Below are 15,142 nucleotides of genomic sequence, written 5' to 3'. Positions count from 1 at the left end.
ATCGGTGCGCGGGAAAAAATTCCCGGAACTTCAGTCGTAGCGTGGAGGCATGAACATCTGCGTCTTCCTCTCCGCCGCCGACCTCGACGAGCGCTACACCCGGCCCGCCCGCGAATTCGCCGAACTCCTCGGCAAGGGCGGCCACACCCTGGTGTGGGGCGGATCCGAGAGCGGTCTGATGAAGGTCGTCGCGGACGGCGTACAGGAGTCGGGCGGACGACTGGTCGGCGTATCGGTGGACTTCCTGTCCGGCAAGGCCCGTAAGAACGCGGACGAAATGGTCGTCGCCAAGGACCTCGCCGAGCGCAAGGCACTGCTGCTCTCCCGGTCCGACGCGATCGTCATCATGGTCGGCGGCACCGGCACGCTGGACGAGGCCACCGAAATCCTGGAGCTCAAGAAGCACGGTCTGCACAACAAGCCCGTGGTGCTGCTCAACGCCGCGGGCTTCTACGACGGCCTCAAGCAGCAGCTCCAGCGGATGGAGGCGGAGGGCTTCCTGCCGGTGCCCCTCACCGACCTGGTGTTCTTCGCGGAGGACGGCGTCTCGGCGCTGGCCTACCTGGAGGAGTCTGCGGGCGTGCAGTGATGCGAGCATGGCCCGTATGGCTACACATGTGATCACCGGGGCGGGCTCGGGCATCGGCGCTGCCGTCGCCCGCCGCCTGCACGAGCGCGGCGACGACGTCGTCCTGATGGCCCGCGACGCCGGCCGCGCCAAGCAGCTCGCCGCCGCCCTGCCCGGCGCCCGCACCCTCGTCGGGGACCTCGGGAATCCGGACCGGCTCTCCTGGGCCTTCTCGCACCAGCCGATGCCCGAGCGCGTGGACACGCTGCTGCACATCGCGGGCGTCGTGGACCTCGGCCGCGTCGGCGACCTCGGCACCAAGGCCTGGCACAGCCAGCTCAACGTGAACCTGATCTCGCCCGCCGAGCTGACCCGCCTCTTCCTGCCCCAACTGCGCATGGACAAGGGCCATGTGCTCTTCGTCAACTCCGGCGCCGGCCTCAGCGCCGGGCCCGAGTGGGGTGCGTACGCGGCGAGCAAGCACGGCCTGAAGGCCCTCGCCGACTCGCTGCGCCACGAGGAGCACGGCAACGGCGTCCGCGTCACGTCCGTCTACCCGGGCCGCACCGCGAGCGCCATGCAGGAGAAGGTGCACCACCAGGAGGGCAAGGAGTACGACGCGTCGCGCTGGATCGACCCCGAGTCGGTCGCCACGACCATCCTGATGGCCCTCGACCTGCCGCGTGACGCCGAGATCAACGACCTGACCGTACGGCCGGGCCGATGAACGAGCCGACGTACGAGCAGCTGAGAGACACCCCGGACAAGCCGCGCGCCAAGGTGAACTGGGGCCCCGCCACCGCCGTCGGGTCCATGCCCGGCGAGGACGCGCGGGAGAGCGCGAAGAGCGCCGCCGGGTCCTTCGAGGACTTCCCGTTCCTGCCCGAGCTGCCCGCGCGCGGGCCCGGCGCCGACATGATCGGCCGGTCCATCGGCATGCTCGTCGAGATGTACGGGCACGTGGAGCCGAGCGGCTGGCGGATCAGCGACCGGCCGGGGCGCGACACCCGGCGGGCCCGGTCCTGGCTGGGGGAGGACCTCGACGCGCTGGAGGAGTTCACCCAGGGCTACACGGGACCGCTCAAGGTGCAGGCCGTCGGGCCCTGGACGCTGGCCGCCTCGCTGGAACTCAGGAACGGTCAGGCCGTCCTGGGTGACCCCGGCGCGGTGCGGGACCTCGCGGGCTCGCTCGCGGAGGGTCTGCGCGCCCACCTCGCGGATGTACGTCGACGGGTGCCGGGCGCCGACGTGGTGCTCCAGCTCGACGAGCCGTCACTGACGTACGTACTGCGCGGCGAGGTCAGGACCGCCAGCGGGTACCGGACGCACCGCTCGGTCGACCGCCAGGTCGTCGAGGGCACGCTGCGGGACGTGATGGCCGTCAACCACGACGCGGGCGGCCCGGTGATCGTCCATTCCTGTGCGCCGGACGTGCCGTTCGCCCTGCTGCGGCGGGCCGGGGCGGCAGGCATCTCGTTCGATTTCTCGCTGCTCACCGAGCGTGACGAGGAAACAATCGGCGAAGCAGTGGAGGGCGGCACTCAGCTCTTCGCGGGAGTCGTGGCGTCCACCGAGGCCGCGTCGGCGGGATTGTCAGACCCCGCAGATATCGTCATGGGTGTCAGGACGCTGTGGCGCAGGCTGGGGCTGACTCCGGGGACTCTCGCCGAGTCCGTGGTGATCACCCCGTCGTGCGGGCTCGCGGGGGCTTCTCCCGCGTACGCGCGCGCGGCGCTCGCGCAGTGCGTCCGGGCGGCGAGATCGCTCGCAGACAACCCTGAGTGACGGGTTGAGTTTCCACAACGGGAGGACAGACGGTGGCTGGCGAACAGCACGCAGCGGTACCCGCAGAGGCACGGGAGCGGCACGCGCGGCTCGCTGAGCAGATCGAGGAGCACCGCTTCCGGTATTACGTGAAGGACCAGCCGGTCGTCAGCGACGCGGAGTTCGACAAGCAGCTGCGTTCCCTGGGGGCCCTGGAGGACCAGTACGCCGAGCTGCGCACGCCCGACTCGCCGACCCAGAAGGTCGCCGGGGCGTACGAGACGGAGTTCACGGCCGTCCAGCACCGCGAGCGGATGCTCTCCCTGGACAATGCGTTCGACGACGAGGAGCTGGCCGCCTGGGGCGAGCGCGTCGCCAATGAGCTGGGCGACGTGCCGCACCACTTCCTGTGCGAGCCCAAGGTGGACGGCCTCGCGGTCAACCTGACGTACGAGAAGGGGCGGCTGACCCGCGCGGCGACCCGCGGCGACGGCCGCACGGGCGAGGACATCACGCCCAACGTCCGTACGATCACGGGCATCCCGGAGCGGCTGAAGGGCGAGCTGATCCCGGACCTCGTTGAGATCCGCGGCGAGGTCTACTTCCCGATGGAGAAGTTCCAGGAGCTCAACGCCCGGCTGGTGGCGGCCGAGGAGAAGCCCTTCGCCAATCCGCGCAACGCGGCGGCGGGTTCCCTGCGGCAGAAGGACCCCAAGGTCACCGCGAGCCGCCCGCTGCGCATGGTGGTGCACGGCATCGGCGCCCGCGAGGGCTTCGACATCGATCGGCTCTCGCAGGCGTACGAGCTGCTGCGCGCGTGGGGTCTGCCCACCGCCAAGCACAACAAGGCCGTCGAAGGACTCGACGGCGTAAGGGAGTTCATCACCTACTTCGGCGAGAACCGGCACTCGATCGAGCACGAGATCGACGGAGTGGTCGTCAAGCTCGACGAGATCCGGCTCCAGGGGCGGCTCGGCTCGACCTCGCGGGCGCCGCGCTGGGCGATCGCCTGGAAGTACGCGCCGGAGGAGGTCAACACCAAGCTGGTCAATATCCGGGTGGGGGTCGGCCGCACCGGGCGCGTCACGCCGTACGCGCAGGTCGAGCCGGTGACGGTGGCGGGCTCCGAGGTGGAGTTCGCGACGCTGCACAACCAGGACGTCGTGAAGGCCAAGGGTGTCCTCATCGGCGACACGGTGGTGCTGCGCAAGGCGGGCGACGTCATCCCGGAGATCCTCGGGCCCGTCGCGGACCTGCGGGACGGCAGCGAGCGGGAGTTCGTGATGCCGTCCGAGTGCCCCGAGTGCGGCACGGCGCTGCGGCCCATGAAGGAGGCCGACATCGATCTGCGCTGCCCCAACGCCCGTTCCTGCCCTGCGCAGTTGCGCGAGCGGCTCTTCTACCTGGCCGGTCGCAAGTCGCTGGACATCGAGAATTTCGGCTATGTCGCCGCAGCCGCACTCACCCGGCCGCTGGAGCCCGCCGAGCCGCCGCTGCGTGACGAGGGCGACCTCTTCGACCTGCGCATCGAGCAGTTGCTGCCCATCAAGTCCTATGTCCTGGACCAGGATTCGGGTCTGCCCAAGCGGGATCCGAAGACCGGCGAGGAGAAGATCGTCACCTTCTTCGCCAACCAGGAGGGGGTGGCCAAGAAGAACGCCCTCGCGATGCTGGAGAACATCGCGGCGGCCAAGGAGCGCCCGCTGGCCCGGATCATCACCGGTCTTTCCATCCGGCACGTGGGGCCTGTGGCGGCCGAGGCGCTGGCCCGCGAGTTCCGTTCGCTGGAGCGGATCGAGCAGGCCACCGAGGAGGAGCTGGCCGCGGTGGAGGGGGTCGGGCCGACCATCGCCGCCTCGCTCAAGCAGTGGTTCGACGAGGACTGGCACCGGGAGATCCTGCGCAAGTGGCGGGCGGCCGGGGTGCGGATGGAGGAGGAGGGCTCTGGCGAGGGTCAGGGGCCGCGTCCGCTGGACGGCCTCACCGTCGTGGTGACCGGGACCCTGCAGCACCACACACGGGACGGCGCCAAGGAGGCCCTGCAGAGCCTCGGCGCGAAGGTGACCGGATCTGTTTCAAAGAAGACCGCCTTTGTGGTGGTGGGTGACAGCCCCGGATCGAAATACGACAAGGCCATGCAGTTGAAGGTCCCGGTTCTGAACGAAGAGGGTTTCGCCGTCCTTTTGGAGGAGGGCCCCGAGGCGGCTCGCGAAGCGGCTGTGCCCACCGAGGAGTAGGGGCGGTGCGGGGCGGGGAAAGGGCAGGTGAGGCGGGAAGATGCCGCAGCCGCCGGCCACCCGTTCAGCGCATAGCAGACGGATTCGGATGGCTGGGTCGCATTCGGGCAAGAGCGGTGGACCGCTGCCCGTCGGAGCCGTCTGCGGCCTACTGTTGAGGTGTGCGCCTGTCGTGCACGGCTGCAATGCGGTGTCTCCTGCTCGTGAAGAGCTCGGGGAAGTGATTCCAGTCGTGATGGCATGACAACGGGGCCATCGCGTGGCACGGGCACCGCCAGCTGTGAGAGGGACGGAATGAAACCGACCGAGAGCGTCGAGGCGGCCGCGCGGCTGCGCGGGTGGGCGGGGGCCGCCAAGGCGTTGCCCGCCGTCGTCGTCGGGCTGTCCGCCCTCCTCCTGGTGGCCGGGGTCTGCCGCGCGGTGGTGATCGGCGACCCGGTGTTCCCCGACGGCGTGGTCGGCTGGTCGCTCGCCCTGCTCACCGGAATCATCGTCGGCCACCTGGTGGCCCTCGGCCGCGACCGCTGGTGGGGCGGCACCGGCTCGGGCGCCGCCCTCACGCTCGCCGTCCTGCTGCTGTACGGCTGGGTGCCGGCCGGGCTGGTCAGCCTGGCTGTTGTGGTGCTGGTCGGAATGGCCCGCAGGAACCGCTGGCGTCTTGGGCTGCTGCATGGCGCGGTGGACGTCCTGGGGATCGGCGCCGCGGCGCTCGTCCTGGCCGCGTTCGGCGACGTACCGGCCATCGAGAAGCCCTGGAACCCGCTGGAATGGGGCATCGACGACGTCCCCGAAGTCGTGCTGGCCGCCACCGCCTACTTACTGACCACCCGGCTGCTGCTCTGGTACACCCTGGCTCCGCGCGGCGGCCGGCTGCCCAGCGTCGCCCGAACGGCCCTGGTCCGCCAAGTGCTCGTCGCGGTCGCACTGCTCGGCATAGCCCCGCTGATCTGCGTGGTCGCGGTGGCCCTCCCGGTCCTGCTGCCGCTCTTCTCCGTACCGCTGATCGCGCTGGACTCCACCCTGTGGATCGCCAGGGCGAGGGCGGAGGAGCAGTTGCGGGACCCGCTGACCGGACTGCCCAACAGGCAATGGCTGTTGGAGCGGGCCTGGCCGGCGCTGGAGGAGGCCGAGAGGATCGGCGCCAGATCCGCTCTCATCCTCATCGACCTGGACCGTTTCAGGTCGGTCAATGACACGCTCGGCCATCTGGCGGGCGACCGGCTGCTGTTGCAGATAGCCGACCGGCTCCGGCTGGCCCTGCCGCGCGGTGCGGAGGCCGCGCGGCTCGGCGGCGACGAGTTCGCGGTGCTGCTCCCGACGGCCGACTCCACGACCAGCGCCCAGCGCATAGCCCGGCACCTGGTAGCCGAGTTCTCCTCGCCGCTCGACCTCGACGGCCTGACCCTCGTCCTGGAGGCCAGCGCGGGCGTCGCCGTCTTCCCCGACCACGCGCTCGACGCGGAAGGGCTGCTGCGGCGCGCGGACGTGGCGATGTACCAGGCCAAGCGGGACCGTACGGGCGTCGAGGTCTACGAGTCCAAGCGGGACAGCAACACCCCGGACAGGCTGGGCCTGTTGGGCGACCTGCGGCGCGCGCTGGACGCGCACGAGGTCGAGCTGCACTACCAGCCCAAGGTCCAGTTCGACGGGCAGGTCGTGGGCCTCGAAGCCCTGGTCCGGTGGGTGCACCCGGAGCGGGGGCGGGTCTCCCCGGACGAGTTCATCGCCATCGCGGAGTCCTCGGGCCTGATGCCGCACCTCACGGAGTACGTCCTGGACACCGCTCTGGCGCAGGTCGCCCGGTGGCGGGCCCAGGGGCTGATGGTCCCGGTGGCGGTCAATGTCTCACCGCGCGACGTGCACACCCCCGGCTTCGCCGGCTCGGTGGCCGCGCGCCTCGCCCGGCACGGAGTCCCGCCCGGATCCCTCCAGTTGGAGATCACAGAGCATGTGCTCCTCGAAGACCCGCAGCGGGCGGCGGACACGCTCGCCGGGCTGACGGGGCACGGCGTGAAGATGTCGCTGGACGACTTCGGCACCGGCTATTCGTCACTGGTGCACCTGCGGCGGCTGCCGGTCAGCGAACTGAAGATCGACCGGTCCTTCGTGGCCCGGCTGGCCATCGACAACGAGGACGCCGAGATCGTCCGGTGCACGGTCGACCTCGCCCACTCCCTCGGCCTGCTCGTGGTGGCCGAGGGCGTCGAGGACGACGAGACCTGGGAGCGCCTGCGCGACCTGGGCTGCGACGCAGTGCAGGGCTGGCTGGTGGCCGCCGCGATGCCGCCCGATGAGGCCACAGCCTGGCTGCTCGCCCGCGGCGACCGGGGCTGGCACCGCCAGGACGACCTGGACCGCGTCGCGGCCCTGGCGCTGGAGCAGGCCGCCAGCCAGTCGTCGTCTCCGGATTCGAGCCGGAGCCGGGCATGATCGGGGTGCTGCGGCCCATCCGTGTGTGGACATTGGACAGCGCCCCATAGGATTGGGCGAAAACCCACACACTCACCCCTGAGGATCGCTGCATGCCTGGCATCACGCGCGAGGAGGTCGCCCACCTCGCCCGGCTGGCGCGTCTGGAACTGAAGGGCGAAGAGCTCGATCACTTCGCCCTTCAACTCGACGACATCATCGGCGCGGTCGCCCGCGTCTCCGAGGTCGCCGACCAAGACGTTCCACCGACCTCCCACCCGCTGCCGCTGACGAATGTCATGCGCGCGGACGAGGTCCGTCCGTCGCTCACCCCGGAGCAGGCCCTCTCCGGCGCCCCGGCCCAGGAGCAGCAGCGTTTCAAGGTGCCGCAGATCCTGGGGGAGGACTAATCACCATGACGGCCATCGACGAAAACCAGCACATCATCAAGCTCACCGCGGCCGACACCGCCGCGAAGATCGCTTCCGGCGAGCTCACCGCAGTCGAGGTCACCGAGGCACACCTGGCCCGTATCGAAGCGGTCGACGAGAAGGTGCACGCCTTCCTGTACGTCGACCGTGACGGCGCGCGGGCGCAGGCCCGCGCCGTCGACGCGAAGCGCGCCAGGGGCGAGAAGCTCGGCCCGCTGGCCGGCGTACCGCTCGCGCTCAAGGACATCTTCACCACCGAGGGCATCCCGACCACCGTCGGATCGAAGATCCTCGAAGGCTGGATCCCGCCCTACGACGCGACGCTCACCAAGCGCCTCAAGGCCGCCGACATCGTCATCCTCGGCAAGACCAACATGGACGAGTTCGCCATGGGGTCCTCCACCGAGAACAGCGCGTACGGCCCGACCGGCAACCCCTGGGACCTCACCAGGATCCCCGGCGGCTCCGGCGGCGGCTCGTCCGCAGCCCTCGCGTCGTACCAGGCGCCGCTGGCCATCGGCACGGACACCGGCGGCTCCATCCGCCAGCCCGCGGCCGTCACCGGCACCGTCGGCGTCAAGCCCACCTACGGCGGCGTCTCCCGCTACGGCATGGTCGCCTTCTCGTCCTCCCTGGACCAGGGCGGGCCCTGCGCCCGTACGGTCCTGGACACGGCGCTCCTGCACGAGGTCATCGCCGGGCACGACCCGCTCGACTCGACCTCCATCGACGCCCCGGTCCCGCCGGTCGTCGAGGCCGCCCGCAACGGGTCGGTCCAGGGCATGCGCGTCGGCGTCGTCAAGCAGTTCCGCGGCGACGGCTACCAGGCCGGTGTGCTGCAGCGCTTCGACGAGTCGGTGGAGCTGCTGGCGAAGCTGGGCGCGGAGATCGTCGAGCTGGACTGCCCTTCCTTCGACCTGGCGCTGTCGGCGTACTACCTGATCGCGCCGTCCGAGGCCTCGTCGAACCTGGCCCGCTTCGACGCCATGCGTTACGGCCTGCGGGTCGGCGACGACGGCACGAGGTCCGCCGAGGACGTCACCGCGCTCACCCGCGAGGCCGGCTTCGGCGACGAGGTCAAGCGCCGGATCATCCTGGGCACGTACGCGCTGAGCTCCGGCTACTACGACGCGTACTACGGCAGCGCCCAGAAGGTCCGTACGCTCATCACGCAGGACTTCGAGAAGGCCTTCGAGCGGGTCGACGTGATCGTTTCGCCGACCACGCCCACCACCGCCTTCCCGATCGGTGAGCGCGCCGACGACCCGATGGCGATGTACCTCGCCGACCTGTGCACCATCCCGACCAACCTGGCAGGCAACGCCGCCATGTCGCTGCCCTGCGGCCTGGCGCCCGAGGACGGGCTGCCTGTCGGACTGCAGATCATCGCCCCCGCCATGAAGGACGACCGGCTTTACAAGGTCGGAGCCGCCGTCGAGGCTGCCTTCGTGGAAAAGTGGGGGCACCCGCTGCTTGAGGAGGCACCGTCGCTGTGAGCGCAATGACCGCCAAGGCCAAGGGATTCAGGAAGTCCAAGGCCGGTTCGTATCTGTCGATCGGCACCACCGCTTTCGGTGCCATCAGTGTCGTCAAGCAGGCCAGGATGGCCCGCAAGGACGACGACTTGCTCAGGCTCGTCGACGCCGTCGTCTCCGCCGCCGCCATCGCCACCGGCATCGCTCTGCTCTATCGCGAGCTGAAGAAGCTCGGCGACGACGACGTCCTGCTGGGCTGAGAGGGAAAGTTTCACCGTGACCGTCACTGAACTGGTGTCGTACGAGGACGCCCTCGCGACCTACGACCCCGTCATGGGCCTGGAGGTCCATGTCGAGCTCGGCACAAAGACGAAGATGTTCTGCGGCTGCTCCACGGAGCTGGGCGCCCCCGCCAACTCGCAGACCTGCCCCACCTGTCTCGGTCTGCCCGGCGCGCTGCCGGTCGTCAACGAGATCGGCATCGAGTCGGCCATCAAGATCGGCCTCGCGCTGAACTGCGAGATCGCCGAATGGTGCCGCTTCGCCCGGAAGAACTACTTCTATCCGGACATGCCGAAGAACTTCCAGACCTCCCAGTACGACGAGCCGATCGCCTTCAACGGCTATCTGGACGTCCAGCTGGAGGACGGCGAGATCTTCCGGGTGCAGATCGAGCGCGCCCACATGGAGGAGGACACCGGCAAGTCGCTGCACGTCGGCGGCGCCACCGGCCGTATCCACGGCGCGTCCCACTCCCTGCTCGACTACAACCGGGCCGGTATCCCGCTCATCGAGATCGTCACCAAGCCGATCGAGGGCGCGGGGGCGCGAGCTCCCGAGGTCGCCAAGGCGTACGTCGCCGAACTGCGCGAGCTCATCAAGGCGCTCGACGTCTCCGAGGCCCGCATGGAGCAGGGCCAGATGCGCTGCGACGTGAACCTGTCGCTGCGTCCGTACGGCCGCGAGGTGTTCGGCACGCGCTCGGAGACGAAGAACGTCAACTCGCTGCGCAGTGTGGAGCGGGCGGCGCGTTACGAGGTCATGCGGCACGCCGCCGTTCTCAACGCGGGCGGCACGATCGTCCAGGAGACCCGGCACTTCCACGAGGAGGACGGCTCCACCACGGCCGGCCGCATCAAGGACAACGCCGAGGACTACCGGTACTTCCCGGAGCCCGACCTGGTCCCCGTAGCCCCGGCCCGTGACTGGGTCGAGGAGCTCCGTCAGGGCCTTCCCGAGCTGCCGCGCCTTCGCCGCAAGCGGCTGCGCGAGGACTGGTCCGTGTCCGAGCACGACATGCAGTCGATGCTCAACGCCGGTGCCATCGACCCGATCGTCGCGACGATCGCCGAGGGTGCGGACGCGGCTTCGGCCCGCAAGTGGTGGATGGGCGAGCTGGCGCGTAACGCCAACGAGTCGGGCCGCGACCTCGCGTCGCTGCCCGTCACGCCGGCCCAGGTCGCGCGCGTCAGCGCCCTGGTCAAGGACGGCTCGCTCAACGACAAGCTGGCCCGCCAGGTCTTCGAGGGTGTCCTCGCGGGCGAGGGCGGCCCGGACGAGGTCGTCGAGAAGCGCGGCCTGAAGGTCGTCTCGGACGAGGGTGCGCTCACCGCGGCCGTCGACGAGGCCATCGCGGCCAACGCCGGAATCGCGGACAAGATCCGCAGTGGCAAGGTCGCGGCGGCGGGCGCGCTCGTCGGCGCGGTCATGAAGACCACTCGGGGCCAGGCGGACGCGGCACGCGTGCGTGAGCTGATTCTTGAGCGGCTTGCCCCGAAAGAATGATCGAGCACGGCTCGGCGAAGCCGGGCGGTGCGGGCTGAGCCGACGGCTCCCCGCGCGTGAGGGCGGTACTGCGGCTGCGGCCGGGGTGCCGCCCTCACTCGTTTCCCGCCGCGTACGGAAGGCCCCGCAGCCCGGTCCCGTAGCCCGATCCCCGCGTTCCGCTTCCGGTGACGCCGGGGCGACGGCCCGGTGACGGCGCTGCCCTAGGGTCGGCAGCCCGGTGACTGGCGAGGGTGCCGATCGGGCGTCCGCACCGGGGTGTTCGGGGGCAGCCACGTGACCGAGGCCGAGGTGGTCGTTCAGCTCCGTACGGTGCCGCAGCGGGCAACCGCGGGCGGCGGCCCTGCGGCCGGGGACGTGCGCACCGTCCGCGCCCTGCTCAAGGGGCGCTTCGGCGCGGGCGTGGAGCCGCTGCACCCGGGCGTGGGGGACCCCGCCCTCAGGGGATGGCACCGGGTCGCCGTACCCGCGGACGTGGACGCCGAGGCCGTCGCCGCGGCCCTGCGCGCCCTGCCGGAAGTCGAGGCCGCCTACGTAAAACCACCGGCGGACCTTCCGTAACACGGTGAAGGAGTCAGCTGTGCCTCAACGATCAGGTACGGGAAACGTCGGGGGGAGCCCGACCGGATGCTCGAACCACTCTTCGGACGCGCCGAGTTGGTGCTCGTGGCCCGCGCCGACGCGCAGGTGCACATCACCCGGACCGGAGCGACCGCGGCGGCCGGGATCGAGGCGGGCGCCCTCGACGCCGTGGCGGCCGAACAGGACGTCGTCATCAGCCCCTTGTTCGGCGGGGACGCCGAGCGGCTGCGCGCGCAGGCCCCGTACACCGCCGAGGGCGCGCCCGCCGACGACGAGGCTCAGGAGATCCTCGACCGTATGGGGCTCTTCTACCAGGTCGAGGCCCCCGCCGAGCGGCTGGAGGAACTGGCCGAACGGCTCCGTGCCTCGGACGCGGTGGAAGGCGCCTACGTCAAGCCGCCCGTCGCCCTGGCGACTCCGCCGGCCGCGACCAAGAAGGCCGACGAGCCCGAGGCGCGGCTGCTCAACACCATGCTGCCGTCGGGCGCCGACGCGCCGCCCGCCACCCCTGACTTCACCGCCCGCCAGGGTTACCTCGACGCCGCGCCGGGCGGTATCGACGCCCGGTACGCGTGGACGCAGCCGGGCGGGCGGGGCGCCAACGTCCGGGTGGTCGACTGCGAATGGGGCTGGCGCTTCACCCACGAGGACCTGCGGCTCAACCAGGGCGGCATCATCTCCGGCACCGGCAGCACGGACACCAACCACGGCACGGCCGTCCTCGGGGAGATCGGCGGCGACGTCAACACCTACGGCATCACCGGCATCGCGCCGGACACCGTGACCAGCGCGTCCGCCTTCTCGATCGCCACTGCCACGGCCATCCGCAACGCGGCCGACCGGCTCGGCCCCGGCGACATCCTCCTCCTGGAGATCCACCGGGCAGGACCGAACTCGACCGGCATCGGCCAGCAGGGCTTCATCGCGGTCGAGTGGTGGCCGGACGACTACCTGGCGATCCGGTACGCCGTGAACAAGGGTGTAACCGTCGTGGAGGCCGCGGGCAACGGAGCCGAGGACCTGGACCAGAGCGTCTACGACACCCCGCGCGCCGGGTTCCCCACCTGGTGGCGCAATCCGTTCCGGCGCAACCAACTCGACGCCGGGGCCGTGATCGTGGGCGCCGGCGCGCCGCCGCCCGGGACCCACGGGCGCAACCACGGCCCGGACCGTTCGCGGCTGGACTTCTCCAACTACGGGGCCTGCGTGGACGCCCAGGGGTGGGGCCGTGAAGTCACCACCACCGGCTACGGAGACCTCCAGGCCGGCACCAACGCGGACCTCTGGTACACGGACCAGTTCAGCGGTACGTCGAGCGCGTCGCCGATCGTCGTCGGCGCGGTGGCGTGCGTGCAGGGCGTGCTGCGCGCCCACGGCCGCATCCCGCTGTCCCCCTCGCGCAGCAGGCAGTTGCTGCGCGCGACCGGCTCGGTGCAGCAGGACGCGCCGGGTCGCCCGGCCACCCAGCGCATCGGGAACCGGCCCAATCTGCGCCAGCTGATCCCGGTCGCGCTCCAGACGTCGAACTGGGTCGGCGTGCAGTTCCGCGGGACCCTGGCGGGCAACCGGACCGGCCGCTGGTTCACCTTCAACTGGCCCGCTCACTGGCACGTGTTGTGGACCGTCGTGCCGACGAGCCCGCGCACGGGCGCCCCGCAGATCCGCTGGCGGGTCCGGGTGGAGCGGGCCAACGACACGTACGCGACGTACTGGATCGACGTGACCAACCTCGTGGGCGACTCGGTCGCCTTCGAGGCCCGGTTCGCGGTCCTCGGATGGTGAGAGGAAAAGGAGACGACCATGCGAGTGGGCACACAGTTCACCGGAACACTCAACCCCGGGCAGGCCGGGCGCTGGTTCACCTTCGGCTGGCCGCAGGACTGGCACGTCGTCTGGTACTTCATGCCGACGACACCCCAGGTGGGCAGCCCGCAGATCGAGTGGGAGACCGAGGTGGAGAGGGCCTCGGCGTCGTCGGTGACGTACTGGCTGACGGTGCGCAACGTCGGCAGCACGCAGATGAACTTCGAAGGCCGGTACGCGGTCCTCAACTAGCCAGCGAGGGAGTCGGCCCATGAAGGTCACCATCACGGTCGCGGACGATGCGGGCCAGGCCCCGGTCCACGACGCGGAGTACTCCGCCTCCGCCACCCGCGGCACCGGCGACGCGGGCGGTACGGGCGTGCACGACGCGGGCTCGCCCGCGTCGGCCGCCGCCGGGGCGGGCGGCGGCGCGGCGGCGGCCGACGGCCAGGTCTTCCCGGCCGGACAGTCCGCCGCGCCACTGGGAGCACAGGCCACCTTCCCGCCCGGGCCGTCCCTGCCGGCCGTCGACGCGGGTGCCCCGCCGGGCTGGCTGTCCGATCTGGTGCAGCTCGCCGAGGCGGGGCAGGTGCCGAGGCCGGGCCAGGAGGAGCGGCAGGGCGGGAACGGCAGTGCGAGCGCGAGTGCGAGCACGGGCCGGGCCGCCGCGGGCTCCAGGAGCACGTCCGGCGCCACCGACGCCGGAAGCCCGGCTCGGCCCGCGGGCTGAGACCACCGGACCCCGTGCCCACGGGCGAGGGTGCCTACGGGTGAGGGCGAGGGGCAGGGCTGTCGCGCCCCGGCGCGGTGACGTTGCGTAGATGCTCAGGGGGGAGACTCGGGCCATGGAACGCCCGCGCGAACGGCATGGGGGCACGGTCGTCCTGAGCGCCTGGATCGAATGGGACGGACCCGCGGCGGGACTGCGGGTCCGTGTCATTCGGGTCGTGGACGGCCGGCGCTCTCCGGTTGCCGCCGAGACGTCCGTGGACGCGGTCTGCGCCGCCGTACGGGACTGGCTGCTGGAACTGCTGACGGCGGCCGGACCCCCGGAAGCGCAGGCTCCGCCCGACCACCGGGGGGACCGGTGTGACGGGGGAGGGGGACGGGCCCCGGGGACGTCCGAGAGGCCGGATTCGTGACGGCCGGGTGACGGTCCCGCTCGTAGGATGGAGGTCGGCAGCGCACGCCGACCGGCCACCTCAGAACGCCCGAGGGACGGGGGAGGGCGATGGAGACGGGGATGCCGGCCGAGTTCGCCCTCGGCCTGCTGAGTGGCTTCCGGCTGACGGTCGGCGGGGGCAGCGCCTCCGTCGTCAGGGGCGCGCAGCGGCTGATCGCCCTGCTGGCCCTCCAGAACGGCCCGCTGTCCCGGGCGTACGTCGCCGACGCACTGTGGCCCGGCGCCCGCCCCGACCGGGCCGGCGCGAACCTGCGGTCCTGTCTGTGGCGCGTGCACCGGTCGTGCGGGGAGCTGGTCGTCGCCTCCGCCGAGCAGCTGGCGCTCGCCCAGGGGGTGGCGGTGGACGTGCGGGAAGCGACCCGGCGGGCGCACCGGCTCCTGGACCGGGCGGACTGCGAGGACTGCCTGACGGCCGAGACCCTCGACGAGCTGTCGGCGGATCTGCTGCCGCACTGGTACGACGAGTGGGTGCTGGTCGAGCGCGAGCAGTTCCACCAGCTGCGGCTGCACGCCCTGGAGGCCATGTCGGAGCGGCTGGCCGCGGCGGGAAGGCACGGCGCCGCGGTGGACGCCGGTCTGGCCGCCGTGCGGGCGGAGCCGCTGCGGGAGAGCTCCCACCGCGCGGTCATCCTGGCCCACCTGGCGGCGGACAACTGCTGGGAGGCGGCCCGCCAGTACGTACGGTGCCGCCGCACCCTCCAGCGCGAGCTGGGGATCGAGCCCTCGCCGGCGCTGCGCAGTCTCGTACCGCTCAGGGACTCGGCCCTCACGGTGCTCCGCTAGGGGCTGTCCGGTGAGCGGGCGCCCGGGGAGTGTCCGGCGAGCGGGCGCCTGGACTCTTCGCGCCAACTCTTGGACGTTCATCGGTGCGCCGTGCACGCGTCTTCCCTCCGTCACCGAAGGTG

General features: G+C 71.3%; 15 protein-coding genes. All 15 read left to right on the top strand.

The window, feature by feature from the left end; all coding sequences use genetic code 11:
* The first annotated feature begins 49 nt into the window (after positions 1–49).
* Positions 50–589, top strand: a complete 540-nt coding sequence (locus tag ABCR94_RS09005) for an LOG family protein (RefSeq protein WP_347118665.1) — start codon at positions 50–52, stop codon at positions 587–589.
* A gap of 16 nt (positions 590–605) precedes the next feature.
* Entirely contained in the window at positions 606–1,295 is a 690-nt protein-coding gene (locus ABCR94_RS09000; RefSeq protein ID WP_347118664.1) for an SDR family oxidoreductase, read from the top strand.
* On the top strand, positions 1,292–2,353 hold the full coding sequence (locus ABCR94_RS08995; RefSeq protein ID WP_347118663.1) for a methionine synthase: 1,062 nt from the start codon (positions 1,292–1,294) through the stop codon (positions 2,351–2,353). Before ABCR94_RS09000 ends, ABCR94_RS08995 begins: the two co-directional genes overlap by 4 nt.
* 32 nt (positions 2,354–2,385) lie before the next feature.
* Positions 2,386–4,569, top strand: a complete 2,184-nt coding sequence (gene ligA / locus ABCR94_RS08990; RefSeq protein WP_347118662.1) for an NAD-dependent DNA ligase LigA — start codon at positions 2,386–2,388, stop codon at positions 4,567–4,569.
* Between the two features lie 294 nt (positions 4,570–4,863).
* Positions 4,864–6,999, top strand: coding sequence for a putative bifunctional diguanylate cyclase/phosphodiesterase (locus ABCR94_RS08985; protein ID WP_347118661.1), 2,136 nt, complete (start codon positions 4,864–4,866; stop codon positions 6,997–6,999).
* Positions 7,000–7,091: 92 nt separating this feature from the next.
* A complete protein-coding gene (gene gatC, locus ABCR94_RS08980; protein WP_347118660.1) occupies positions 7,092–7,388 on the top strand; it encodes an Asp-tRNA(Asn)/Glu-tRNA(Gln) amidotransferase subunit GatC in 297 nt (98 codons plus the stop codon).
* 5 nt (positions 7,389–7,393) lie between these two features.
* The gene (gene gatA, locus ABCR94_RS08975) at positions 7,394–8,905 is read left to right on the top strand and encodes an Asp-tRNA(Asn)/Glu-tRNA(Gln) amidotransferase subunit GatA (protein ID WP_347118658.1); all 1,512 of its coding nucleotides are present in this window, start codon (positions 7,394–7,396) and stop codon (positions 8,903–8,905) included.
* A 5-nt stretch (positions 8,906–8,910) separates the two neighbouring features.
* Positions 8,911–9,144: a hypothetical protein gene (locus tag ABCR94_RS08970; protein WP_347119124.1), complete on the top strand. Its 234-nt coding sequence runs from the start codon at positions 8,911–8,913 to the stop codon at positions 9,142–9,144.
* Positions 9,145–9,160: 16 nt separating this feature from the next.
* Complete coding sequence (gatB, locus tag ABCR94_RS08965; protein ID WP_347118657.1) at positions 9,161–10,669, top strand: Asp-tRNA(Asn)/Glu-tRNA(Gln) amidotransferase subunit GatB; 1,509 nt, start codon at positions 9,161–9,163, stop codon at positions 10,667–10,669.
* Positions 10,670–10,945: 276 nt separating this feature from the next.
* Positions 10,946–11,230 (top strand): hypothetical protein, encoded by a 285-nt coding sequence (locus tag ABCR94_RS08960; RefSeq protein ID WP_347118656.1) that lies wholly within the window; start codon positions 10,946–10,948, stop codon positions 11,228–11,230.
* Positions 11,231–11,296: 66 nt separating this feature from the next.
* Positions 11,297–13,033, top strand: a complete 1,737-nt coding sequence (locus ABCR94_RS08955; RefSeq protein WP_347118655.1) for a S8 family peptidase — start codon at positions 11,297–11,299, stop codon at positions 13,031–13,033.
* 18 nt (positions 13,034–13,051) lie between these two features.
* Positions 13,052–13,306: a hypothetical protein gene (locus ABCR94_RS08950; RefSeq protein WP_347118654.1), complete on the top strand. Its 255-nt coding sequence runs from the start codon at positions 13,052–13,054 to the stop codon at positions 13,304–13,306.
* 19 nt (positions 13,307–13,325) lie between these two features.
* Complete coding sequence (locus ABCR94_RS08945) at positions 13,326–13,784, top strand: hypothetical protein (protein WP_347118653.1); 459 nt, start codon at positions 13,326–13,328, stop codon at positions 13,782–13,784.
* A gap of 115 nt (positions 13,785–13,899) precedes the next feature.
* On the top strand, positions 13,900–14,196 hold the full coding sequence (locus ABCR94_RS08940; protein ID WP_347118651.1) for a hypothetical protein: 297 nt from the start codon (positions 13,900–13,902) through the stop codon (positions 14,194–14,196).
* A gap of 101 nt (positions 14,197–14,297) precedes the next feature.
* Complete coding sequence (locus tag ABCR94_RS08935) at positions 14,298–15,020, top strand: AfsR/SARP family transcriptional regulator (RefSeq protein WP_347118650.1); 723 nt, start codon at positions 14,298–14,300, stop codon at positions 15,018–15,020.
* Positions 15,021–15,142: the final 122 nt, after the last annotated feature.

It is taken from the genome of Streptomyces changchenzhani (genome assembly GCF_039766235.1).
Classification (GTDB): Bacteria; Actinomycetota; Actinomycetes; order Streptomycetales; family Streptomycetaceae; genus Streptomyces.
Note: the sequence above shows the minus strand (reverse complement) of the source record. Positions and strands in the feature narration are given on the sequence as shown.